Source organism: Photobacterium kagoshimensis (genome assembly GCF_050337045.1).
Lineage (GTDB): Bacteria > Pseudomonadota > Gammaproteobacteria > Enterobacterales > Vibrionaceae > Photobacterium > Photobacterium kagoshimensis.
The window spans coordinates 299,147-320,752 of the sequence record NZ_JAKJSO010000015.1; the positions used below are offsets into that span (position 1 = coordinate 299,147).

Here is a 21,606-nt window from a genome sequence, read left to right on the forward strand (position 1 = left end):
AGGTGAGTAAAGAAGCCTTGTAATTACATGGCGAATGTAGAAATACGGGTGCTTGTGTGGGAGAGAGTTGGGAGCATTGGCAAAAAAATTCTCACCACAAGCATTAGACAGGACAAGCGCGAGTGGTGAGAGATTCCATGTTGTAGATAGTGTTTCTTATTATTAGAATTCGAAAAATCGGCAAAGCCGTAAAAATAGTGTCAGTAGTGCAAGTTTATCTATTTGCTCAAGCGTTAACCTGCAAGAACAGGTTCACAAAGAATCATATCCATTGGGGCTGATTTGGTTGTTTGAGCATTAACATGTTGAAGGGCTGTTTGGATAACTTCTTCGGCATGTAGTGTGTCATGTTGGTCTAGGGCACTTAATGCATTAGTTAAAAGCTGCTCTATCGCATCAACATGATGCTTTGCACACTCGAGTTGTGAATACTGTAATTTTGAGTATTCGGCGAGTTCAGGGTTCGGTATCAGATAGGGATTCGAATGTGACTTATCTTGAAGATCGATAGTTTGCTTACACTGTTCGAGAACTTGAGTAAGATCATTCGTTAAATGTTCCATGAATATCCTTATTGTGAGTACCTATGATTAAAAGCACCTTATAATTTTCAAGGCACTTCACTTGTCAATTCATCCATGTGATTGATGTAATTACTCTATATTAGATTCATCATACAAAACTTAACATAGATCAAGTAATTGAATATTCTTTTATTTTGAATATTTAATCGGTTTTTGTGGGATATCAGTTTGCCAAAAGAAAGCGAAATCATGCGTTAATCACTCGGTTGCATTATAAGGCTTTGCAAATACGGCAATTGTTTTTTATTCGGTTTTTTGCTTAATTTCTCATGTTGGTTAAAAATATCTCGGGGAAATACAATTATTAATGACTAATTAGTCAGTTTTGCTGGGTGTCTTAAAATGTGCATCTATAGGGAAATGATGGGAAGAAAGGTATGATATTTGATTAAAGGTGTTGCTTTGCTAAACAGGGAGTTGCAGTGAATAAGTTGTTATCATTTGAGGCTTTATTGGTGTTAGATGCCATAGATCGGCGTGGAAGTTTTGCTGCTGCCTCTGACGAATTGGGTCGAGCGCCTTCTTCTTTAAGCTATCAAGTCCAAAAATTGGAGCAAGATTTAGACCTTGTTATCTTTGACCGTTCTGGCCACCGCGCTGCTTTTACAAAAGCGGGGAAGTTATTATTAGAGCGAGGCCGACTACTTTTACAGGCTGCTGATGAAATGGTTTCAGATGCCAGTGCGTTAGCCCATGGCTGGGAATTAGACATTACCATTGCTTATGATGGTGTTATTTCTTTTGTAGATATGTTGCCTTTGGTTGAGGGGTTAGCCAAACAAAGCAAAACACGATTGCGCTTTAAAGAAGAAATATTGGCTGGCTGTTGGGAAACTTTAGCGCAAGATAGAGCGGACTTAATTGTCGCGCCAGCACCTGCGGTTACGCCTCCTGAAGTGAAAATTGAACCGCTAGGTAAGCTAACAGGGTATTGGGTTGCACACCCTGACCATCCTATCCTGCAACATGATGATCCGCTAGACCCATCAGTACGCCTTCAATATCGTGTCATAGCAGTCGCAGATACTGCTCGCAATATGCCGCCTATATCTCACAATATCTTGGATGATCAGCCGTTACTCACTGTAAGTACAATGCACGATAAGCTGGTGGCATTAAAAGCAGGGGTGGGTATTGGTACGCTGTCATCGCATTATGCTGAACCGGCAATCGCATGTGGTGAATTGGTACGTATCAACCAGGAAACCGCCCATGTACTTGATATTGTGTTAGCGTGGAACCGTAATACTATGGGTAAAGCAAAAACCTGGTGTGTACAGCAATTAAAACAGCAATGGAAAGCCGCGCCCTAACTACGCACTTCTCACACTGGCGTGAGAAGCGCTATCACCATTACCCTAATTAGAAAGCAGTTTTACTCATTATTTAGTGTCAACTGCATTTCAACCACGCCATCTTCCATTTGAATATCGACATGAAAGCCGACTTTTTGTGCCAGCATGATCATTCCACGGTTAGATGGCATGGTCATTCCTGTCATACGTTGTAAGCCACGTTTGTGGCAGTAGTCGATTATTTTCTCCATTAAGATACGCCCTAAGCCAACGCCTTTTAAATCTGAGCGTACTAGAATGGCAAATTCGGCTTCTTCGTTATTGGGATCGGATAACGCGCGTGTCACACCTATGATCACTTCTTCATCATTACCGTCGCTATTTTTTTCAATGATTGTAGCGACAAAGGCCATTTCTCGGTCGTAATCAATTTGAGTGAAATTGGCCAGTGCTTCATGATTAAATTCACCAACATCAGAAAAGAAACGTCGATATAAATCATCCACTGATACCTTGGATATAAACGATGCGTGCTTTGGTTCATCTTCTGGCAAAATTGGACGCAGTAATATTGAACGAGCATCTTTGAGCTCGACGGTTTGTTCATGTTCTTTCGGATAAGGGCGAATAGCCAATCGCGCTTGTTTATCGCCTGTAAAGGGCTTGATTGTCATCGACGCATCGATCACTGTCATTTCATCGCCTGCTGCTAATAATGGATGAATATCAAGGGCGGCAATTTCCGGACAATCAATAATCAGCTGCGATATTTGTACCAATATCTTGCACAGAGCTGGAATGTCTAACCGCTCTGGCAGTCGACGCTGACGAATTTTTCCAGTCTTAATGGCGTTGATCACCATGTAACGTGCAAGTGCCATATTCAATGGTGGCAGGGCTACCGCAGCATCTTTATGAATATCCCATTGCGCGGCATCCTCACCCAATAAGATGACAGGGCCAAAAATAGCATCATGATGAACAGCAATACGCAGCTCTTGAGCGCCAGAACGATTCGCCATTTGTTGAACTAATAAACCATCAATTTGGGCACTTGGGTAGTTAAGCGCAACGCGATCTAAAATGGCTTGCGCACCATTAGCCACTTCAGCGGCGGTGCGTAAGTGAAGCATTACGCCATGTACTTCAGATTTATGTCGAATATCAGGCGAACGTAATTTAACGGCGACGGGGTAGCCAATTTGTTCTGCAATATGCGCCGCTTCGGCGGAGTCGCTTGCTATCCAAGTTGGTAGCGTATTAAAGCCGTAGCTCTCTAATAATGGCCTTACATCATGGGTTTCTAAGTGGTGTATGTTTTGTGAAAGTAGATCTTTTAGCATAGCATTTACCAGCTTAGGGCTGGCGTTTGTCTCGCCAAAAGAGACAGGGGTTTCGATCAGTTGTTTTTGGTTACGTCGGTATTCCACTAAATGCATGAATGCAGAGACTGCGCTTTCTGGTGTACGGTAGGCGGGATAACCCGCATCGGCAAAAATTTGTCGTGCACTAATGGCTTCGTTCTCACCCGCCCAGTTAGTCAAAATATTGAATTTTCGGGTACGTGGGTGTGATTGAAGTAAGTGAACAAGGCGGTTGGCGGCTTCGTTTCCATCAGCAATGGCAGACGGAGAGTGCATTAAAAGCAGAGCGTCGAAATCATCGGAATCAAGCAGAATTCTTACCGCTTTTTCATAGCGTGTAATATCGGCATCACCAATAATATCGATGGGGTTAGAGTGTGACCAGTAAGAAGGTAAAATATCAGAAAGCTGTTTGATTGTATCTTCGCTGAGTGTCGCAAGTTTACCACCACGGTCAGATAAGGCATCAACCGCCATAATCGCAGGGCCGCCACCATTGGTAAGTATGGCTAAGCGTTCACCGCGCAGCGGTACGGAATGTGCCAGCGTTTCGACAGCGGCAAACAATTCATGGGTGTTGTGGACACGGAGCATACCAGAACGACGAATGGCAGCGTCATAAATCGCATCAAGTCCTGCATCGCCACCAGTATGAATTTGTGCCGCTATGCTGCCTGCTTGCGTCCGACCACTTTTGACCACCAGTATACGGCGGTTTCGGGCTGCTGCTCGGGCTGCAGACATGAATCGTCGCGCATCTTTCACTGAATCGACATACAGTAAAATCGCTTCAGTTTTACTATCACGACATAAGGTATCAAGCAGCTCTGCAAAGTTAATATCACAAGCATCACCGAGCGATAAAAATGTAGAGAAGCCAATTTTTTTGTTTTTCGCCCAGTCTAATATGGTGGTACAGACAGCAGCCGACTGAGAGATAAAAGCGATATTTCCTTTGTTTGCTGGAATAGGAGAAAATGAGGCGTTAAGGTTTAGCCAAGGTAATATAATCCCCATGCTATTTGGCCCGACAACCCGCATACCGTAACGCTGTGCCATTGCAAACATACGCGATTGTTCAGATTCGATGACGTCTTTATTGTTGGTATTTTGATTTAGTGTGGCAGAGGGCGTTATGTTGTTCATTCCTGCGGCTAATACAATCGCCACCTTAACGCCTTTCTTTCCGAGTTCTTCAATAATGGCCACGTTACGGTGGGCGTTTGTGCAGATTATCGCGAGGTCGGGTGTTCGAGGTAGACTTTGGATAGTCGGGTAGGCTAATACACCTGCAACTGCATCATATTTTGGCGTGACAGGCATTATAGGGCCATGAAAGCAACCCGATAATAAGTTACGAATTACAACATTGCCCGCTCGTTGAGGGCTATCAGATGCGCCAATTACAGCAATGGATTTAGGTTTAAGTAACTTATCGAGTCCGTTCATCTTTCTCTCCACCATCATCTTATCTTACTGATTCTAGCGGATATAGCAGTGAGTTTCTGGCTGTTAGTGATGGGGTGTGATCAAACGCGGTATTGGTAACTTTAACAGCCAATGATCAGCTGAATAAACAGTACAAGCATCCTTGCTAGTACAGTAAGCGAGATGGCGCGTTATACTTGGTAACGGCTTTTATCACCGATATCGAAATGCAGTGGCATACGCCATTTTGCAACAGCCGCAACCGCTAATAAAATGGCACCAGCCATACTGAATAAGATGCTAATTTGTTGCTGGTCGAAGACTAAACAAAACCAGAAGCCAGCTAAAACTAAAGGTGTCGCCAGTAATACTTTTAGTTGAAAACAGAAATATTCTTTTACTGCCAATGCACTGAATGCAAAAAGCGCAGCCCCAAGTGCGAGTGGTTGCCATAACCCAGTCAGCAACCAAACAACGGCAAACATGCCGCTACCTTGAATTAACCAACGAAAACGTTTGTCGTAAATATGTACGGTAGATGAGGCAATTAACGCTGCAGCGACAAGCACAGTTGTAGCCGTTTGTGCTTCCCAAGCGATGATTGAAAGCGTCGCTGCTGCCACAGTTAATGCAGAACGATAAAGAAGTACGGTAATAATATCGATAATGTCTAATTGACTTTTGATATGTGGATCTGCCATTTAGCACTCCAAAGAAATGTTATTGAGAAAAATGAATATAACGAGGGAATTCTACTACTAATTCATGTGACAGAGGGCAGATAGTTATTGATCTTGCATAACGTTTTGCTTGATCGGTATGAGAAGTAGGGTCAGAATAATTGCAGAAATTTTCAGTGGTAGGATAACAATGAAAAAAATCGCCGTTTTAGCCGTAGCAACGGCACTTGTCGGGTGTGCGTCAAATACAGAGTCATTAGAGATTGTAAGTTCAACTTCTCAAGAAGTGTATTCAGCAGAACAAATTGCAGCAATGCAAACTGAAGAGACAGCGCAAAGCGTCGCAACAACGGAAGTTAGTCACGAGACACAAGTAGAACCTAAAACGGAAACTAAGCCGACATATCAATATGTAGAAGCGGCAAAAGATGGTTACACCATTCAAGTTTTAGCGTTGAGCCATAACCAAGGCTTTACGACTTACATGAATAAGCTTCCGTCTAATCAACCTGTTTGGACAAATAAGAAAGTGCTCGATGGCTTACCTTGGTACACCTTGCTATTTGGCCAATATGAAACGCGCGAGCAAGCGAAGCGTGCATTGAATGCATTACCAAAAGATATTAAAAATTACGGACCATTTATTCGTAAGATCGACGACATTAAAGCGTCATCGAATCCTAAGTTAACGAAGCTAAACTAAACAGTTTCATTTAACAATATCGCATTGTAAAAGAGAGCATCGTGCTCTCTTTTTGCTTTATAGCGCTAAAGAGAATAGACGATGTATAAGTGATCACCCGCTTAAATGAAGCTTTTTTAAGCAAATAGCGACAAAGGTTAATCATTTAGTGTGGTTTTTACATGTAACCCGATCGAGATGCTGCCATCAGCTGATGTTTTTGATTACTATTGGATGATAAATAGGGTTGGCGTCTCTCTACGTTGTATTCTTACGCCAAACCAGATGATGATTAATTTTGGTGAACACTGAGTTACCAACTGAAGTACCACAAGGGATGATAATGAAAGCTATCCACGTTTTACTACTGTGCGGCGGTGGTTCTGCTGAACACGAAGTATCAATTATTTCTGCTAACTACATTGAGCAAACGCTGAAGCAGATAGATGGAATTAACTACTCACGTGTAGAAATGAAAAGTGACGGTTGGTTTTTAGAAGATGGCACTTCATGTCAACTCAACTTAGATCGTACCTTGCAGTGTGGTGATAACAAGCAATCAATTGATTATGTTGTACCTTGTGTACATGGCTTCCCTGGTGAAACCGGTGATCTTCAGTCATTTCTAGATATGGCTAAATTGCCATACCTAGGTTGTGGTGCTGAAGCTAGCACAAATTGCTTCAACAAAATCACTACTAAGCTATGGTTTGATGCGCTAGACATTCCGAATACACCATACTTATTTCTAAGTGAGAACAATGCAGAAGCACACGACAATGCGAAAGTTGCGCTAGATAAGTGGGGCAAAGTGTTTGTTAAAGCGGCTTGTCAGGGCTCATCGGTTGGCTGTTACAGTGTCACTAATGAGGCTGAGTTAACCGATGCAGTAAACAATGCCTTTACGTTTTCAGACCAAGTGCTGATTGAAAAAACCATCAAACCGCGTGAGCTAGAAATTGCCGCGTTTGAATATGAAGGTGAACTGATCATCACTAAACCTGGTGAAGTTGCAGCACCTGAAGATGGCTTTTACTCGTACGATGAAAAATACGGTGCAGGCAGTCACTCGAAAACAACCGTGGAAGCTGATAACTTAACTGAACAACAAATCGAAGACATTCGTACCTATGCACGTAAAGCATTCGTACAAATGAAGCTAAAAGATTTATCTCGTATCGACTTTTTCTTAAGTGATGAAGGTGAAATTTTACTGAATGAAATCAACACATTCCCTGGTATGACTCCGATTTCAATGTTCCCTAAAATGTTAGAGCACAGTGGTAAAACCTTTATCGGCTTCCTTGAGCAAGCGGTAAAACGTGCCGTGAAATAAACAAAGCGGTAGTAAAACGCCAGTGAATGACTGGCGTTTTTATTGGTAACTGTAATAATTTCAATAGGTGCATAGAGGTAGCGCTATGCTAAATGATGATCAAAAACGATTGCGTTTTAAACAATTGCAAGCTCGAAATTACCGAGCAAGTTTACAATTGGAAGGCTTTGAACTCGGTTTACACGATAAAGAGCAAGCGGATGTCGAATCTTTAGGTGAAACCGAAAAAATCCAGCGTTTAAGAAAAGAGTATGCAAGATAAATATGGCGTCAGTCACGACCCTGATTGTTATCCTCATTCATCGGTGTTAATCAATAAACTTGATATCACAGACGATGAACAGCTTGCGTTAGCAGAACGTGACTTTACCCGTGTTCGCGCTGAACATTTTGAACCTGACTTTTCATCGCTAAACTTCGAATACCTACTTAAAATTCACTTCATATTATTTCAAGACCTGTATTCATGGGCTGGTCAGGCTCGGCATGTTGATATTACAAAAGGGGAGACGCGTTTTTGCCACTTTATGAATATCGATCGCGAAGCACAGCGTCTCTTCAAAGAACTTGATAAAGAAAATCAGCTGGTTGGATTATCACTTTCTGAATTTATCGAACGCATTGCGCACTACTACTGTGAACTCAATGTGGTACACCCGTTTAGGGAAGGCAATGGACGTGTACAACGGATATTTTTTGAAATTCTCGCTATAAATGCAGGTTACGAAATCTGTTGGGAAGGTATAACGCTAACGGACTGGGTCGATGCTAATATTGCTGGGTACTTTGGCGACCTCGCACCTTTAATCCTATTATTTCAGCAAATTACAGTGCCTATCAACTGTAATACGGGCTATAGTGAGCACTGGAATGATAGCCCTCGCGAGTAGTGGTTTTACACTGATTTAGTCATTATCCCAAGGTGTCTCTTTTTTAAATTTCTCCATTTCTTTATCTCTCTTGCTGTTTTGCCCTATGTATTGCGCTGGCATCGCCGGGCTTTTCCAGCGGCCGTATGACTGTATTTCATTGAGCGTTGCACCGTCATTTGCGAGATCCTGTGCGGCACCAACACGCGGGGATTGCCCTGAAAAAATCACTTTACTGGAGACGCCTAATTCATCGCCAGCTCGTCGAAACACGCGGTAAATAGAAGAGTGATCAAGCGGCTTATCGCCAATGTTGCCATGGCGATCAATTCGCCTAAAGACATAGCCCTCGGTAATTAACCCTTCTGTGAGCCAGCGATTGAGGGCTGTGGACGTAGGTTCGGTCAGGCGAAGTAATTTATTCTCAAGTTGAATTGAAATAAGGCCATCATCGTGGATTTGTACATCTTCAATGCAAATATCGCTAAGCTCACTACGTTTTAGTAACCCATCAAAAGCAACGGTCCAAATCGCAAGATCGCGGATATCTTTGATATTAGGGGATGATTCAAATGCGAGTAAAAGGCGAGAGATATGATCGGCATGCAAACCTTCAGCTTGTTTATTGTCATCTTGCTTTTCTTCATGATAACGCTGCATAAGCAAACGAATCTGAGTATGTGAGCATGGGTCAGTCAAGGCGAGGGTTCTATGTACCAAGCGAATCGTTATGATGTAACGCTTAAGGCTAGCCAGTTTTCTTGTAGTAGCCATGTTATCGATAAAGCGTTCGACGGTTTGTACCTTTGCTGGTAGTGGTGAAGCGTGGATACTTTGGCAATAACAAACAAAGGCATTCCAATCGGTATTAAAGGCTACCAAGGTTCGTTTTGCATAGCGTTTCCCCGTCATTGCTTGCCAGTAACCTATACCTGTGGCTTCTTTCGAAAATTGTTTAATCAATTCCTGTGTATTCATTGCTTCACCAACCCTAACGCACTATAACTTTATATAGTGTATGCTATTTGAACGTTTAATCCATACAAACATCTACAACTTCAAAAAAAATTTACTTAAGTGCTAATTTAAGCATCAGAATGCTGTACACAAATCAATGATAGTGCTTCAATTAGCTTTTATACACTGTTGTATAAAAGCATTTAGATGTTAAATAATGTTACGTAAAGTGTAGTCAGCGCTTATGGGTAAGCGTACTTTGTGATTAGTTAATCATGTGGAAGAGTTTCTATGAAAAAACGGCTGTTATACCGTGGTTATCATCTAGAAAATGCATCCGGCGATCTAGATGATTGGAAAGTAAATATCAACGGTAAAATACTCGCGGGCAAAGTGACATTAGTAAAAAAAAGCATTGATTGGTGGTGTGATATGAAAACAATCATGCCGCCTGCAAGTTTTGCTCAACAAGAGACATCACAACGAAATCCCTCGCAAAAAACAGAAGATTATAGAGGCTTTAAGTTGATGAATGACAGTGGTAAACCGAATGAATGGTACGTGTTATTACGCGGCCAGTTATTAAAAGGTTCGCCAGTCGCGATAAAAAAGCATCTTGATATGGTGTTAGCTAAATTAGCTGCTCAACAGAAAAAATAAAACGCCCAATAGGGTAATGCCGATCAGTTGAACGATCCTATGAGGCTGACATAATCCGGAATCAGTTACTGATTCCGGATTTTTTTATGCAACTTTCAGACGCTCTTGCTTCCGTTTCCCTTAACAGCCGAACTGACTTTCAAAGTCTTGCTGATGTTCTCGATCCAGCTCTAATCGAACAAGGGTTGAATCAAGCTGGAGTTGCAACTATTCGTAGACGAAAGCTACCGATGGAGTCCATGGTTTGGGCTGTAATCGGCATGGCTCTCTTTCGTAAATTTCCTATGCGTCAGCTACTTAATCAACTAGATATTCTCCTTCCTGATGGTAAACCTTATGTTGCTTCAAGTGCCGTAACTCAAGCGAGACACAAGCTTGGCAGTGATGCTATCAGATATACTTTTGACCTAACTCAGTCTCATTGGCACGCCCAAGTTAATCACCCAACATGGTGTGGGTTGACATTACTTGGAGTTGATGGAGTGGTATGGCGAACTCAAGATACAGAAGATAATACTCAAAGCTTTAGCCGCACCTCAAACCAGTCCGGGAAAGCTACATATCCGCAAGTTCGTATGGTGTGTCAGATGGAGCTGACAAGCCATCTTCTTACTGCTTCTTCATTTGATAGTGTTTCAGTTAGCGAAATGGTCTTGGCTGAAGATTTGATTGAGAAAACACCAGACCATAGCTTAACTTTGTTTGATAAGGGTTTTTACTCATTAGGACTATTATCCCGATGGAGAAATACAGGTACAGAACGACACTGGCTGTTGCCTTTAAAGAAAGGAACTCAATACCAAGTTATTCGCAAGTTGGGTCGACAAGATGCATTGATTGAGTTGACTCCTAGCCGACAAGCTCAGAAGAAGTTTCCAGATTTAGAAGAAACGGTTCAGGCTCGTTTAGTAACAAGAACAGTCAAAGGGAAAAAAGTCGAAATATTAACGTCTATGACTGACCCTTTACGCTTTCCATCATCAGATTTAGTTGATTTATATAGCCATAGGTGGGAAATCGAACTTGGCTACAGAGAGATGAAGCAATACATGTTAGACAATAAGTTCACGCTACGAAGCTTGCAGCCGGAACTAGTAAGACAGGAACTTTGGGGGATCCTTCTAGCGTATAACCTCCTGAGATATAAGATGGTATTGATGGCTAGTAGTTTAAAAGGAGTCTTCCCCAATCAACTCAGTTTTCATGGAGCGGCATTGCATATTGTTCATGAGTTAACACAGCTGCCATTTGTGACACCTGGGAACATACCGAAACAAGTAATGGTACTAGAAAAGATCGCGGAGCAGTTTATTTTACCTGCAAGAAGGGAACGAAGTTACCCTAGAGTACTGAAGTGCTCAAAAAATCGATATCCCGTTAGAAAAAACAATGCCGCTCACGTTAAGTGAACGGCATTACCCAATAGGGCGTTTTTTTCGAATGCTACTTAATCATCGTCGTCTGATTTTTCAACATCGACAAGATAGTTACCTTCCAACCAATTTCTGCCGATCAATAGCTTATAATCTAGTTTGCTACGGTCACGTAGGTTTACAGCTACAGTTTTATGCTCGCCGTTCCAACCTAAATCCATTTTCACGGCATAGCGCCTTTCAACGCCTTGTGCATTTCTAATTTTACTTACTTTTACTATTTTTCCTTTATAACGGGCTTCTTCGCCTTTCTCATTAAAGGTCGTAAACTCTACCGTTTCGCCGAGGTGATCACGCATGTCATCACTCTCGCTATCTTCCCCTGTTACTTTAATATCAACAGCATGGATAGATGTGGTTTTTGCACCAGTATCAATACGTGCTTTGTAGTCTAGGTCGAGTTCGTGAACAAGTATGGTCTCTACTTGACCAACAATAGACTTGCCATCTTGTATTTTCGCCGAAGCGATAGATGGCATTGCCGTGCATATCGCCGCAAATAAAATTGCAGGTATTGCCAATTTTTTCACAGAAACTCCTGATGATTAGTTATTGTTTTTAATAAATATAGCCAATTGATATTACTATTCTTAATCAATTGACCTGAATATGCCATTAACCAACTAAAGTTTGTCCATAATTTGACGTATGCAAGCTTCATTAGGTAAAAATTGAACAACTTCAAATCCTAACTCTCGTGCAACGGCCACATTTTGAGCGTTATCATCTATAAACAGACACTCTTTGGGATTCAATTGATAGCGTTGGCAGAGTAACTCGAAGATCTCTGGTTCGGGTTTAATCAAACGTTCATTCGCCGAAACGATGCCACCTTTAAACTCACTGATGAAAGGGTGGTTGTCATTAAGCGTTTCAAAAAAAGCGTTGCTCATATTCGTAAGGTAATAAAGTGGGTAGTTCAATGCTAACAAGTGCTCAACCAAGTTAGCAGAAACAGGGATAAGCGTGAGTTTGTTTTGAACATGCTCGAAAAAATCTTCCATCCTAGGCTCAGGAAACCCCACACGAGCTGAGAACTTAGGGATCACTTCTGCCATAAGCATCGTGCCACGATCTAGCGACAACCAATCCGCATGACCGAGTACATTGGTTAATAGCTGTTCTTGCTCGTATTCTGATGAAGTGAATTCCGCCACAATTTTGCTCGGATTCCAATCAAACAATACCGCACCAAAGTCAAAAACTACGTTCTGTATCATAAGGGTTTCCGATCAACGAGTATTTATTGATAATATGACCCAACAACGATTGTGCAAGTGAGATTAGTGAAGTTATTACTGAACTCACAAAACCCAGTAAATTCATGAGATTGTTACATAATGAGTGATAACAGCCGATTAGTGTTTTCGACAGAAACAGGCCGAATTAAAGAAGAAAAAGAAAAACCATCTCGCCCACAAGGTGACGGTATCGTCAGAATCCAGCGCCAAACCAAAGGCCGCAAAGGGAAGGGCGTATGCATTGTTACGGGTTTAGACATGGAAGATCCACAACTGAAGCTACTTGCCGCAGAACTTAAAAAAGTGTGTGGCTGTGGCGGCGCTGTGAAAGATGGCAACATCGAGATTCAAGGCGATAAGCGCGACGTGATAAAAGCTGCCTTAGAAAAAAAAGGCCACACAGTGAAATTAGCTGGCGGCTAATTTCTGCTGATAGCAACGAAAACATTAAAGCTCACACTATTCGTGAGCTTTATTGTTTGAACTCTAAAAGAGAGGCTAAGGCGAGTTACTCATTAACAGCTTTAGATTCTGATTTTAGCTTCTTTGTTGACGCCTTGTCTTTCGGCTCTAAGGTGATTACTTGTTCTTTTTCAGCAGGGTAAGTACTACCTAAGAAAGAACCACCACGCTCAATACTCAGATCATCGCAATAAATGGTACCCGTCACTTTACCTTTATCCAGAATTTCAATGGCATTCGCATAACATGTACCTTCAATAAGGCCATTTACTATAATCTTATCCGCGTAAATCTCACCGTTTAAACGACCAGAGTCACTTACAATCAAGGTCTTCTCTAAACGCAGCTTGCCTTCAATAATACCATCAACTTGAATATCACACGCTAGCTGGAGCTCGCCTGTAATGTTACAGCCTTTTGCGATGACAGTTGTAGTTGCATGCTGACTCGTTGTTCCACCTTGTTTATTAAAGATACCCATTTTATTTTTCTCTCTTTCTCGAAAATATGTTCAAAGTTATCCATGCCCCAATCAACAAATGGGCGAGGGTTCAATGGTCGGCCGACAAACCGAATCTCATAATGCAAATGTGGCCCAGACGATAAACCTGAGTTGCCGGAGTAACCAATCAAATCGCCCTTATCTACAAAATCACCGCCACGAACGGCAAACTTGCTAAGGTGCGAGTAAGACGAAGTAATACCAAAAGAATGCTGAAGCCTTATAAAATTGCCTGAACCTTTATTACTTGGTCTCACTGTCTCAACAACACCATCAGCAGGCGCATAGATAGGCGTCCCAATATTCACGGCAAAATCCAAACCGGCATGCAGTCGTACTTTTCCTGTGACAGGGTGTTTACGCTTACCATACTGCGATGACTGTCGAGCGTTTTTAACAGGAGCGCCATTCGGAAGGCTATCTAACACAGCCACTCTAACGGCAGAGTTGATTGCAGCTACATCAAGTCGAGACTCTATTGGTGCATGATCATCAACATCGACACCAAGTAAGTTTTCTAATTCACCCAAACGGTCTGATACTGAAGAAAGCTTAGATTCTCTTTCATCAAGATCATGCTCAAGGTCATCCTTGAGTTGGTTCAGAACGTCCAGCTCTTCATTCAATGTGTAGGATCGCTTTTCTAACTCTTCCTGTTTTACCTTGGCAAAATCAACTTCATTCATTAAATAGAAGATTGAACCAACAGTGAGTATTGATGCGGCAACGGTAGCAACCACAGCATAACGAACCCGTTTTTGTGCTTTCATCCCCAGGTGAAAATGCTTGGATCCGTTAATGGTGGATACCGAAATTATGATTCGTTCCTTCATTGAAATATATTTCTCTATAAATCTCCCTGTTAACAAGCGACCGTTAACACGTGCCACTTAAGAGCGGTTAACGAATACTTAAGAATGAATGCAACCGTAAGGCTAAAACTATGATGTGCTGTCCAATTTCATCATCTACGACAGAATAATCGCCAGCATTTGGTACGTTTAATCATCACTTGCCATGATGTCTATTTTGATACTCATCGCCATCATTCACTATTATTGGGCATTTGGTGGTAAGAGGCTCGTGCATTACGCAATGCCTACCATTCATGATAAACCCGCATTCAAACCAGGCTTCATAGCAACTATCATTGTAGCCATAGGGCTAAGTGGCTTAGCCTTAATTGTTTTTATTATGCTTCACGATAGTTTCGGCTTAATTAGCTCTCAGCAAGACTCATTTAGTCGCGCTACGTGGTTCTTTTCAGCTATCTTTTTTATGAGAGCCATCGTGGGCTTAAGTCTATAACAATAAGCGAAATTAAGATCACCACAAAAGAAAAGGCCTTTAATTAACACCTAAGTTGAAGTACCAAGCAAACTGAAAATTTACCGCATAATTACCTATTTTATGGTAAGTACGAATATTATATCGGTCGCAATTTTTTAATTACGATTAGATTTTTTATATAATATTGATAAGGTTGAGTTTGTTTTGGAGAAACAAATTAAACTCAGGGATCTATCTGTTTTTTTAGGATAACAAAACCTGATTACGGTGCAATGCAATAATTTCAGTTTCATTGCTCATAACTTAAGTGGCGTCATGCCTTAGGGAAGAAAAATGAAATTTTTTGTAGTATTGGGACTATTATTTACATTAGCAGTATCTTTGCAAATTGACGATAAAATAGAACCAGCCGTTTTTAGTTTTCTTGAAATTTCGGAATCAGCTAAAGATAATGAAGCTTATTTTTATTTAATGGGAATATTCTCTGATGAAGGGACTCCTCCTGAATTGCTTGGTAGGGGAATATACGCAAAATTCATCGAAAATAATGAATCCTATCATTATGAAAATGATATTTTATTCACTAATGGTTTACCATTGCCAGATGTGGGTAATATATGTGATCTTACGAAAGATCAATGCATTGGAAGTATTGTTGATAACAAGAAAAAACTTACTGATAATATAGATGAGCACGCTATTTTAATTTCTAGATATTCTCATTTTATGGCTTACCAAGAGTATAAAACAGTAACTCAACCAAGTGCTTACGAACCTGTGCCTCCATATAAATATTTGGTACAAGCAAACAGGTTGGTATTAATTAACGCAGTATTAGATGGCTCCATTGTTGGTGTGGATAATGTATTGACAAACATCAGCGTTGTGCGTAGGCGGTTGATTGATGCTGATACAATCATTGGAAAAATGATTTATCTTAAAATCCTTGAAGAGAATATTGATGTTTTAGCTTTTCTTAAAGAGCGTCTGAAAATCTCAAAGCCACTAAATGTTGTAAATCTCTCTAAAAAAGAGAGAAGTTTATATAGTCAGATCTCAAGAGAATTCAGGTTAGTATATGACGATTTTAAGTCATTGGTTAATAGGAAAGATATATTTTCTTCTCATGTGGAAACTCCATTATGGGTTTCTAGGATGATATATAAGCCTAATATGACTATAAATTCTCAGTTTTTGATATATAAAATACTTGCCGAGCGCTCAAGGTTAAATGTAAGTGAATTCACTAACGAGGAATATAATGTATTACAAAGTAAATCGTGGTTACGTAATCCTGTTGGTACTATTCTAGTCGACATCGCAGTTCCGAATTATGGTGAGTATAGCAAACGGATTTTCCATGTGGATGGGAAAATATCAGAGCTTAAAGCTCTCTAAATATAGAATTTAACACATATGAGCCTTCGGGCGTCAAGCGGCAAAGTGGCTCCTATCGACCGTATTAGCGGTCGACTAAATTTTTCAATCTATGCAGCAAAGCAATGTGCTTGCAGAGTTTGTTTTCTGTAGCTATTGGTAATAAGTACTGAACTTGAAGGGCAAGGCAAACTGACCATTTGCAGCAGTACCTTAAAGTAAGGTGTTAATTACCTATTTTATGGTAAATACGCAATACGGTTAAATACGACGAACTAAATGTACTGAGACATAACCAAGAAAGTAGAAGAGGCCAAATGTGAACATCAGCAAGCGGAGTTATCCAAGCACACCCGACATATTTAACATAACTTACATAATGCGCACTGAGGAGTGGTACTTTTTTAACATACCTGAATGCATTCTGAGTTAATGGCGAAACCTATGATTTCAATACGTAAAAATCCTTTGGAAACAATTATCTATATAACTTATTTGTGGTTTTATCAGTTTATTGCTGTGGTTATCTTGCCTGCGCTTGATAAGTTTGTGCTTTAGTTCGATATCTAGTTTTGTTAACGGTAATCGGTTTTAGCTATCACCACATGCTTTATCAATCGAAAAATAAAATCAAACTTAGATATTTTTTGCGAGGTACATCATGCTCCACAAATCGTTTGTCACTCTGTTTTGGCGTTGTTTCGATGATATTCACCAAGGCGCGGCATGGTTTCATGTTCAGCCCGTCACCGTAAAACGTTGGTTATCTGGCTGGATGGATGTGAATCCGATGGCTGAAAAACTGCTGTTGATTCGCGTTCGTGGCTATTTGCCCGATGATACTCGCTGGACGGGATTTCGGATTGATGAGGAACGCTGTGTGATCATCACGCCTGAAGGTCGAATGTTCAGCCCCAAAGAGCTAGATTCGATGGCGTTACGATTTGATGAGTATCATCAGTTAAAACGCATGTATGAACTGGACTATATACCCGTGCGTTCTAATGTGGTCACGCCGTTACCGTTTCGTGGTGGCCGCCGTATCAAACAGCCACAAAGTGACACGGTAACCAAAGAGAAAAAGAAGATGTATCGCGAGAAAGCCAAGAAGCGAATGTGACAACTTCCCTAGCCTTTAGATATGAAAAAGCCCGCAAGCTGCAGGCTTTAATAATTTAATTGGGAAACCGTTCTCTTATATAACAATCTCTTTCTTCTTCATTTAAGCAATGGGTTGCTGGATTTATTCTAATATAAAAATCTTTGTTCTCTTTCCTAAGCAGGTAACATGGGGCATTTGACTTTGAGCAACGCACCTCCATCACCAACTTTCCATCTATTGAAAATATTTCCCAATTAACTAATGCAGAATAAGCGCTTCCTATTTTATTCTTGAAAAGATCACAGAAATATAATTTAAACTTATCAACGCTATTTGAATGGTAATGCTCTATCTCATGGTCAAGCCCCAAAACCTTACCATCATCATCAATACCAATTAGCAATGTTCCTCCATTACTATTTAAGAATGCAACAATGTTTTTAAAGCACGCCTTCGATAAGGCTCTGTCTTTTTTATCATTTTTAACATCATAAATAAGTGAACTTTTAAACTCTATTTCACTATTTTCTCCAACCTTACAGAGGCTTTTAATTCTCTTATATGATTCAGAGTATTCACTTATATCAAGATTATCGATCTTTTGTAATGTCAAAACATTAGACATATCAGCTCTTGCCGATAAATCACAAGCCATTTTTGATGTTAGCTTTACATTATTTGACTCAATTTCATTGTATTGAAATACTTTAGCGATTTTTTTTAGTGCGTCAACAACCTTAATGTAATATGGTATCGCGTTCTTATCCGCTTTTAGTGTTGATGCAATCGAGATAAAACTTTTAAGTGAGGCTTTATCTTTGTCAATCCAAACCGCCTTGGCTAATTTACTCATGTGGTTTATTTTTTGTTGCAACTCATCGGGAAATACAACTCTCGGATCGCCTTCTATGTATTCTTTAGCCTCAATTAGTAACTGGTGTGTTTTGCTGTAATTATGTGATAGCCGAAACATAGCATCTTTGAACTGAGAATTTGATAAATCTTCAGTGATTTGCCAAATATAATATGTATATGGATGATTGCTAGAGGCTAAGAAACGCTCTTGTTCTTTTAGTTTGCTAAGTGCGATTTCATCATTGTTCAACATACTGCTTTCCTCACCAACTATATGACATTCAACAATGTATTAAAGTTTTCAAATTTAATCAATTGATTGAGTAAATTATAAGTACTTATTCTAACTTGGAAATCCGCTTATTATAGCTCTCTAACATCTTCTTTATCCAAGCAATATCCGTTTTCATCGCGATGCCAGTGCCAAAGGCCGAGCAGAACCCCGCGGCCTCAGCCACGAGTATGGTTTGATATGGCCCCATACCCATCACTCTCCTACTTTACCTGTCCAATAAGCTTGAAGCCTCTTGAGCTTGATTTACGGGTGTTGGCTATTACGGGCCCGTATTAATGCCTGGCGGCCTTTATACATGACCAAGTAAATCGGAACGGATAATACAACGACAATGATGCTGATCTCATGCTTTGAAAACGCGTCAGCCCAAGTGTCTATCTTACTTTTAGATACTATAAAACCAACACACAGGCTTAGTAGCCCCATTGTGAAAATCAGAGAAAGCAGTATATAGCTCGTAGAATCAATACCTTCTAGTGCAGATAGAATAAGTGTAGAAATACTCATGAGCAATAAGCCAATAGTGACTAGGTAGCTACGAGAAAATAAGGTCTGATCAAATTTTGAGAAGAGTTGTTTAGCCAAAAGCTCGCCTTCAGATTGTGGGCATTTAATGGCTTTCATTTTAACTTTTAGCATCTTTAGTGTTAGTGAAGTGTCGCACGGTACAAAAACGACATGCAAAGAATGGTTTGATAATTGATAGGATGGGCATTTCTACCTGGTGGCAGGTATGGCTGGGCAATGATTTAGGGCTAGATAAAAAAAGAGCCCAAATAGTTATCAGGCTCTTGTTAGGCAAAAAGTTAAAGCATCTTATTTGTAGAATGCTTCAACAGTACCTTTTAGCTTAATTAGAATAGGTTGACCGCGGCGATCCAACGCTTTAGGTGATGGGATTTTTACCCAACCTTCACTAATACAGTATTCTTCTACATCAAAACGCTCTTTGCCGTTAAGACGAATACCAATGTTGTGTTCAAAACACTCAGCCACGTGGTGTGGGCTACGAGGGTTACCTGATAGGTGATCAGGAAGTGTTGGTTGCGATTTAGCGTCGTTCATGTCCGTAACCTGTAATAAATAAAAAGCTCGCTATTGTAGTCAATATAGTTGTAACGCTCAATAGCCACAGCAATAAATTCCCCTAAAGCACGTAGGGCTTTAATTGGTTGATTTAACGACAATAATTTCACTACTCTACACAGATAGCCTTCCTGAACCCCAAGCCATAAACGTTGATAGATAGATCCTCATAACCCGCATATATTTCATGCTCTGAGCAGCAAGCTAATGAAGTTTGGTGTCAACTGGCTTAAATATGCTTATTTACAATTATGTAAAATAAATCACCCATCTCACAATTGAGACAATATAAAAGTAAATCTGAACCTCAACATTCGCAATTTCTTGCTCGCTACGCATAATCAATCAATAAATTTGTTTATAAACAACAAATTAATCACTTATTTCAATTTACGTCACTACGACGAAAGTCTAATGTCATTTAGTCAAAATATCATAGTCACTCGGTGGTATATGCGTTTTCTGTATGTTAATGTGTATAAAAGTTGTTAATAAGTATACGCGGAAGTTACTTTTACTATTTGTTGTTAGGGGAATTGATATGGATATCAAAAATGACGAATCACAAGCATTTGATGCAGATGTAATTCACCTGTATTTAAAAGAAATTTCTCACAAGCCTCTACTGACTAAAGAAGAAGAAGTTTTGTATAGCCGTAAATGCCTTACTGGGGATAAAGGGGCTAAACAAGTAATGATCGAGAGCAACCTTCGCCTTGTAGTAAGTATTGCAAAAAAATACCGTGGTAGCGGTATGCTTCTGAGCGATTTAATTGATGAAGGTAACATTGGATTGATCACCGCAGTTGATAAGTTCGATCCAGAGCGTGGCTTTAGATTCTCAACTTATGCTACATGGTGGATTAAGCAGACCATTGAGCGTGCCATCCATAATCAAGCACGTACTATCCGCTTACCTGTGCATGTATCAAAAGAAATTAATACTATTCTTCGCACGCACAAACAGCTAATGCGCAACACTAGCCACGAGCCTAGCCAAGAAGAAGTAGCAGAAAAGCTAGAAAGAAGCGTTGAAGATATATCTGGCGTACTGGCTTTCGATGCACCTGTTGTATCAATCGATCAGGCAATAACAGATGACTCAAACTCGCAAAGCATGTCGGCATTTATTTCTGATAACGGCTCAATGAACCCAGACACAGCGGCGAACGAACAAGACATAAATAAACTTGCTCTAGCAATGCTAGAAAGCCTCAACATGCGTGACCGTGAAATTTTGTGTCGTCGCTTCGGCCTACTTGGTTATGAAGCACAAACATTACAGCAAGTCGCGGATGAAGTTGGCTTAACGCGTGAACGTATTCGTCAGCTACAAGTCAGTTCGTTGAATAAGCTTAAAAATGCTTTGCAACGTGACAACTATAACTTAGAGCTGCTATTTGCTGAAAGTGCATAATTAAAATTTAGCTAAGCTGGTTATAAAAGCCTCTTGTGATTCAGTATTACAAGGGGTTTTTTATTTGTCTCACACTTGCGATAGCTAAGTCTGATAACATTGGCCGATAATTAAATTTTAGAATTATCAATAAATCATTATGCCAAAAATTATCAGTCAACTCCCCGTTCTTATGATGCTATTACTGTCAGGCTGTGCAAGTTACACGGTAACGGAATCAGAAGTACAGTCTTATCTTGATGACAATGCGAAGTTTGAAAGAACAGTTGGCATTAAAGGAATAGCGCACGCCAATGTCGCTTTTGATGATATTGCAGTTGGTATTGGCCGTGTTGCTGCAGACAGAATCAATCTTGATGCAAATGCCAAAGCAAATGTTGTTATTACCGGGCAAAAACCGCAAGCAATTGATTTAAACATGAGCTTTAGTGCGGTTCCTTATTACGATAAAGAAGAAGGGGCAATTTTTGTTAAGCACCTTGAACTGGAAGATATCCAAGTTTCTCCACCTGAAGTGAGTATGTTCCTGGCGAAGCCTTTAGTGTCCCCTATTGTTTCTTTAGTTGGTGAGCTTATTTCAACACGCCCTATTTATCGGCTCGATGAAAATGACTTTAAGCAATCCTTGATCAAGTCAGCAGAGCCTGAATTATTGATCAAAGGAAATAAAATCGTCATAGATTTCTAGTAC

General features: G+C 40.4%; 24 protein-coding genes. 13 read left to right on the forward strand and 11 right to left on the reverse strand.

Translation table 11 applies throughout. The features are described from left to right. Nucleotides 1–233: 233 nt before the first annotated feature. Nucleotides 234–563, reverse strand: coding sequence for a hypothetical protein (locus L4C35_RS14765; RefSeq protein WP_428463603.1), 330 nt, complete (start codon nt 561–563; stop codon nt 234–236). Between the two features lie 443 nt (nt 564–1,006). Here L4C35_RS14765 and L4C35_RS14770 point away from each other — a divergent pair, with 443 nt between their 5' ends. Further along, nucleotides 1,007–1,897 carry a LysR family transcriptional regulator gene (locus L4C35_RS14770; RefSeq protein WP_428463604.1) on the forward strand — a complete coding sequence of 297 codons (891 nt, stop codon included), beginning with the start codon at nt 1,007–1,009 and terminating at the stop codon, nt 1,895–1,897. 62 nt (nt 1,898–1,959) lie between these two features. Here the strand turns inward: L4C35_RS14770 and L4C35_RS14775 are convergent, their stop codons facing one another. Next, entirely contained in the window at nt 1,960–4,692 is a 2,733-nt protein-coding gene (locus L4C35_RS14775) for a bifunctional acetate--CoA ligase family protein/GNAT family N-acetyltransferase (RefSeq protein WP_428463605.1), read from the reverse strand. A 170-nt stretch (nt 4,693–4,862) separates the two neighbouring features. Then, entirely contained in the window at nt 4,863–5,372 is a 510-nt protein-coding gene (locus L4C35_RS14780; protein WP_428463606.1) for a DUF2301 domain-containing membrane protein, read from the reverse strand. Between the two features lie 169 nt (nt 5,373–5,541). Here L4C35_RS14780 and L4C35_RS14785 point away from each other — a divergent pair, with 169 nt between their 5' ends. The 4 genes from L4C35_RS14785 to L4C35_RS14800 all read left to right on the forward strand — a co-directional run bounded on the left by L4C35_RS14785 (nt 5,542) and on the right by L4C35_RS14800 (nt 8,259). Then, nucleotides 5,542–6,054 (forward strand): SPOR domain-containing protein, encoded by a 513-nt coding sequence (locus L4C35_RS14785; RefSeq protein WP_428463607.1) that lies wholly within the window; start codon nt 5,542–5,544, stop codon nt 6,052–6,054. A gap of 322 nt (nt 6,055–6,376) precedes the next feature. After that, the gene (locus tag L4C35_RS14790) at nt 6,377–7,369 is read left to right on the forward strand and encodes a D-alanine--D-alanine ligase (RefSeq protein WP_428463608.1); all 993 of its coding nucleotides are present in this window, start codon (nt 6,377–6,379) and stop codon (nt 7,367–7,369) included. An 85-nt stretch (nt 7,370–7,454) separates the two neighbouring features. Next, nucleotides 7,455–7,631 carry a YhfG family protein gene (locus L4C35_RS14795; protein ID WP_428463609.1) on the forward strand — a complete coding sequence of 59 codons (177 nt, stop codon included), beginning with the start codon at nt 7,455–7,457 and terminating at the stop codon, nt 7,629–7,631. After that, a complete protein-coding gene (locus L4C35_RS14800) occupies nt 7,621–8,259 on the forward strand; it encodes a putative adenosine monophosphate-protein transferase Fic (RefSeq protein ID WP_428463610.1) in 639 nt (212 codons plus the stop codon). The genes L4C35_RS14795 and L4C35_RS14800 overlap by 11 nt, the downstream gene beginning before the upstream one ends. 15 nt (nt 8,260–8,274) lie before the next feature. Here L4C35_RS14800 and L4C35_RS14805 read toward each other — a convergent pair whose 3' ends face one another. After that, nucleotides 8,275–9,216 carry a tyrosine-type recombinase/integrase gene (locus L4C35_RS14805; RefSeq protein WP_428463611.1) on the reverse strand — a complete coding sequence of 314 codons (942 nt, stop codon included), beginning with the start codon at nt 9,214–9,216 and terminating at the stop codon, nt 8,275–8,277. 270 nt (nt 9,217–9,486) lie between these two features. Here L4C35_RS14805 and L4C35_RS14810 point away from each other — a divergent pair, with 270 nt between their 5' ends. Both L4C35_RS14810 and L4C35_RS14815 read left to right on the forward strand, forming a co-directional pair. Further along, a complete protein-coding gene (locus L4C35_RS14810) occupies nt 9,487–9,855 on the forward strand; it encodes a DUF3319 domain-containing protein (RefSeq protein ID WP_428463612.1) in 369 nt (122 codons plus the stop codon). Between the two features lie 86 nt (nt 9,856–9,941). Beyond that, entirely contained in the window at nt 9,942–11,264 is a 1,323-nt protein-coding gene (locus L4C35_RS14815; RefSeq protein WP_428430296.1) for an IS4 family transposase, read from the forward strand. 38 nt (nt 11,265–11,302) lie between these two features. On the opposite strand, the gene L4C35_RS14820 is transcribed toward L4C35_RS14815, so the two are convergent. Next, on the reverse strand, nt 11,303–11,818 hold the full coding sequence (locus L4C35_RS14820; RefSeq protein ID WP_428463613.1) for an ATP-dependent zinc protease family protein: 516 nt from the start codon (nt 11,816–11,818) through the stop codon (nt 11,303–11,305). Nucleotides 11,819–11,911: 93 nt separating this feature from the next. Beyond that, nucleotides 11,912–12,508 (reverse strand): HAD family hydrolase, encoded by a 597-nt coding sequence (locus L4C35_RS14825; RefSeq protein ID WP_428463614.1) that lies wholly within the window; start codon nt 12,506–12,508, stop codon nt 11,912–11,914. A gap of 120 nt (nt 12,509–12,628) precedes the next feature. On the opposite strand from L4C35_RS14825, the gene yciH reads away from it, so the two are divergent. Next, nucleotides 12,629–12,952 (forward strand): stress response translation initiation inhibitor YciH, encoded by a 324-nt coding sequence (gene yciH, locus L4C35_RS14830; RefSeq protein ID WP_303557942.1) that lies wholly within the window; start codon nt 12,629–12,631, stop codon nt 12,950–12,952. An 85-nt stretch (nt 12,953–13,037) separates the two neighbouring features. Here the strand turns inward: yciH and L4C35_RS14835 are convergent, their stop codons facing one another. Beyond that, nucleotides 13,038–13,472: a bactofilin family protein gene (locus L4C35_RS14835; RefSeq protein ID WP_428463615.1), complete on the reverse strand. Its 435-nt coding sequence runs from the start codon at nt 13,470–13,472 to the stop codon at nt 13,038–13,040. Further along, nucleotides 13,376–14,326 carry a M23 family metallopeptidase gene (locus tag L4C35_RS14840; protein WP_428463616.1) on the reverse strand — a complete coding sequence of 317 codons (951 nt, stop codon included), beginning with the start codon at nt 14,324–14,326 and terminating at the stop codon, nt 13,376–13,378. The genes L4C35_RS14835 and L4C35_RS14840 overlap by 97 nt, the downstream gene beginning before the upstream one ends. Before the next feature lie 187 nt (nt 14,327–14,513). Here L4C35_RS14840 and L4C35_RS14845 point away from each other — a divergent pair, with 187 nt between their 5' ends. From L4C35_RS14845 to L4C35_RS14855, 3 genes are all read left to right on the forward strand, one after another. Next, on the forward strand, nt 14,514–14,801 hold the full coding sequence (locus L4C35_RS14845) for a DUF3995 domain-containing protein (RefSeq protein WP_428463693.1): 288 nt from the start codon (nt 14,514–14,516) through the stop codon (nt 14,799–14,801). 315 nt (nt 14,802–15,116) lie between these two features. Then, nucleotides 15,117–16,181 carry a hypothetical protein gene (locus L4C35_RS14850; protein ID WP_428463617.1) on the forward strand — a complete coding sequence of 355 codons (1,065 nt, stop codon included), beginning with the start codon at nt 15,117–15,119 and terminating at the stop codon, nt 16,179–16,181. A 640-nt stretch (nt 16,182–16,821) separates the two neighbouring features. Continuing rightward, nucleotides 16,822–17,280: a phage protein gene (locus L4C35_RS14855; RefSeq protein WP_428463618.1), complete on the forward strand. Its 459-nt coding sequence runs from the start codon at nt 16,822–16,824 to the stop codon at nt 17,278–17,280. A 55-nt stretch (nt 17,281–17,335) separates the two neighbouring features. On the opposite strand, the gene L4C35_RS14860 is transcribed toward L4C35_RS14855, so the two are convergent. From L4C35_RS14860 to L4C35_RS14870, 3 genes are all read right to left on the reverse strand, one after another. After that, on the reverse strand, nt 17,336–18,370 hold the full coding sequence (locus tag L4C35_RS14860) for an AlbA family DNA-binding domain-containing protein (RefSeq protein ID WP_428463619.1): 1,035 nt from the start codon (nt 18,368–18,370) through the stop codon (nt 17,336–17,338). 285 nt (nt 18,371–18,655) lie between these two features. Further along, nucleotides 18,656–18,997 (reverse strand): hypothetical protein, encoded by a 342-nt coding sequence (locus L4C35_RS14865; protein WP_428463620.1) that lies wholly within the window; start codon nt 18,995–18,997, stop codon nt 18,656–18,658. Between the two features lie 231 nt (nt 18,998–19,228). Then, a complete protein-coding gene (locus tag L4C35_RS14870; RefSeq protein WP_048897891.1) occupies nt 19,229–19,477 on the reverse strand; it encodes a DUF3297 family protein in 249 nt (82 codons plus the stop codon). Nucleotides 19,478–20,039: 562 nt separating this feature from the next. Here L4C35_RS14870 and rpoS point away from each other — a divergent pair. Both rpoS and L4C35_RS14880 read left to right on the forward strand, forming a co-directional pair. Next, complete coding sequence (gene rpoS / locus L4C35_RS14875; RefSeq protein ID WP_428463621.1) at nt 20,040–20,915, forward strand: RNA polymerase sigma factor RpoS; 876 nt, start codon at nt 20,040–20,042, stop codon at nt 20,913–20,915. Between the two features lie 139 nt (nt 20,916–21,054). Beyond that, nucleotides 21,055–21,603, forward strand: coding sequence for a YceB family lipoprotein (locus L4C35_RS14880; protein WP_428463622.1), 549 nt, complete (start codon nt 21,055–21,057; stop codon nt 21,601–21,603). Nucleotides 21,604–21,606: the final 3 nt, after the last annotated feature.